1 protein-coding gene is annotated in these 2673 nt (G+C 31.1%); it reads left to right on the top strand.

Features of this window, described 5'->3' with window-relative positions; translation table 11 throughout:
• Positions 1-749: 749 nt before the first annotated feature.
• Positions 750-2561 (top strand): group II intron reverse transcriptase/maturase, encoded by a 1812-nt coding sequence (gene ltrA, locus ACI48P_RS22030; protein ID WP_475219651.1) that lies wholly within the window; start codon positions 750-752, stop codon positions 2559-2561.
• Positions 2562-2673: the final 112 nt, after the last annotated feature.

Genomic DNA, 2673 nt, shown 5'->3' with positions numbered 1-2673 from the left:
GGTGTGACTTGTTGGTAGACAAAAGTAAGCGTGGGTTTACTACAAAACTACCCTAGTAATTAATTTTAATTACTAGAACTGATATTACGAAAGGTAGAATGATAGGGTAACGCCTTGAAATGCCTTCTCAAAGGTACGACTAGCGTCAAGGCAGGTAAATGCCGAGAGGTTAGAAGCTCGTTAAAATGACTGAGAGCTACCCTAACAGATTTAATTATGCTGAGGAAATGCGAAGTAGAGGTACTCGAGTAGTGATAGGTCTAGAGTCCAGAAAATACCTATGGTTAGGATGTTTAAAAGAAATCAAACTGACGAAGTTGGGAATGTACGGGTCTAAAGGTCTAATATTCAGAAATGAATAGGGCACAAATTGTGCAGTAAGTGTGGATTAGTAAAATTCGAAGTTATGAAACTCCATATAGTGTTACAGGCACTATCAAGCTTACAGGCTCATACCAACGACCTAAGGGTATATATAATATGGATAGCGATATCGGAACAAGGAAAGCTTGGAATATGGAGGTTTTACCACCAGTGAAGTATTGATAAGGAAAGCTAGTAAGTATAACTTATCTTAATCCAAGTGAGAGTGGTGGCATGAAGCGATAATAAATATTGTAATGATACTTTAGCAATAGCCACTAGACAATTTGAACATTGATAATTAAATACTGAATAATCCAAGGTTCGAGTAAGACTAAGAGATATGAAACCAATATTGTATTTATACAAGGGAGGAAGTAATAGACTTGGAGGAAAGCTTAACCTTAGAGAAAAGACAATTACTAAGAAATAATGAATATTATAATATGCAAAATACCTTTGATGAAATATATTTAAAGGCAAGTAATAATTATAAGTTTGTTGACCTTATGAGTTATATATCAAGCGAGCAAAATATCTTATTAGCATATAGAAATATTAAAAATAACAAAGGTTCTACAACCGTAGGTACCGATAATAAAAATATTAAATATTTCAAAGATATGAATAAGGATGATTTTGTAAGAAGGATACAAAATAAATTTCTAAATTATTCACCTAAGAGTGTTAAGAGAGTAGAAATTCCGAAGCCTAACGGCAAGTTAAGGCCGTTAGGCATACCATGTATAGAAGACAGGATAATACAACAATGTATTAAACAAGTAATAGAACCTATATGCGAAGCAAAATTTCACAAGCATAGCTATGGATTTAGACCAAACAGAAGTACATCACATGCAATAGCTAGAAGTATGAGTTTGATGAATAAATCAAAGTTGCATTATGTAGTGGATGTAGATATAAAAGGATTCTTTGACAATGTGAATCATAGTAAACTTAAGAAACAACTATGGACACTAGGAATAAGAGACAAGAACCTTATGAGCATAATAGGCAAAATACTAAAGTCGGAAATTAAAGGTATAGGTATTCCTACAAAAGGAACACCACAAGGCGGAATAATTAGTCCATTATTAGCTAATGTAGTTTTGAATGAGTTAGACTGGTGGGTTAGCTCACAATGGGAAACTTTTGAAACCAGATATAAGTATAAAGGGCTTCACCGATATAAATTTCAAAGAACATCTGAATTAAAAGAGATGTGGTTAGTTAGGTATGCGGATGATTTTAAAATATTTTGTAGAGATTACAAAACAGCTAAGAAAGTATATAATTCGGTAAGGCTATGGTTAAAAGAAAGACTAGATTTAGATATAAGTACTGATAAATCTAAAATAACAAACTTAAGAAAAAATTACACAGAGTTTTTAGGATTCAAATTAAAGGTTAGATTAAAAAAGCATAGATATGTTTGTAAAAGTAGAATGACTGATAGAGCAAAACAAAATACTATTACAAACATTAAAGAACAAATAAAAATAATACGGAAAAATCGTAATGATAAGGAAGTATCAAAATTAAATTCAATAATACTTGGTAGTCATAACTATTATAGATATGCTACTCATGTAAGTAAGGATTTTGCAGAAATAGATTTCTTAGTAAGAAAAGCCTTAAGAACTAGACTAAAGAGTATAATTAATAATAAACCTAAATTATCTAGAACATATAAAAAATTATATGGAAAATACCAAGGTAAGATAAGAACAATATGTAATACTACAATATTTCCTGTTTATGGATGCAGAACAAAAGCACCGATGTGCTTTAGCCAAAATATATGCAATTACACTCAAGAAGGAAGAGAATTAATCCACACAAATTTATGTGGATATGGAATTATAATAGAGTACTTATTAAATAATTTACATGAAAGCAAATCAGTAGAATTCAATGATAACAGAATTTCACTGGTGGCAGGACAAAGAGGTAAATGCTATATAACAGGCAGACTTTTAGAAATCGGAAATATGGAGTGTCATCATAAACTACCTAAGTATTTAGGTGGCACAGATGAATATAAAAATCTTGTGTGGTTAACAACACAGGCTCATATACTAGTACATAGTTCAAATTTAGGTACAATAGCTAAGTATCTAAATGAATTACATTTAGATAAAAAAGGTTTAGAAAAAGTTAATTTTTTAAGAAAGTTAGTAGGAAATTCAGTTATTTAATTATAATTACTAAATTCAAATTGTTGGAACGCCGTATGAGGGGAAACTCTCACGTACGGTGTGAAGGAGGGGAAAAGATGGAGATAACTTCAAAGTCTTACCTATTCCTATA

It is taken from the genome of Romboutsia sp. LXY-2 (assembly GCF_056171995.1).
The sequence above is the reverse complement of the archived record's forward strand: the minus strand, read 5'-3'. Positions and strand labels throughout refer to the sequence as shown.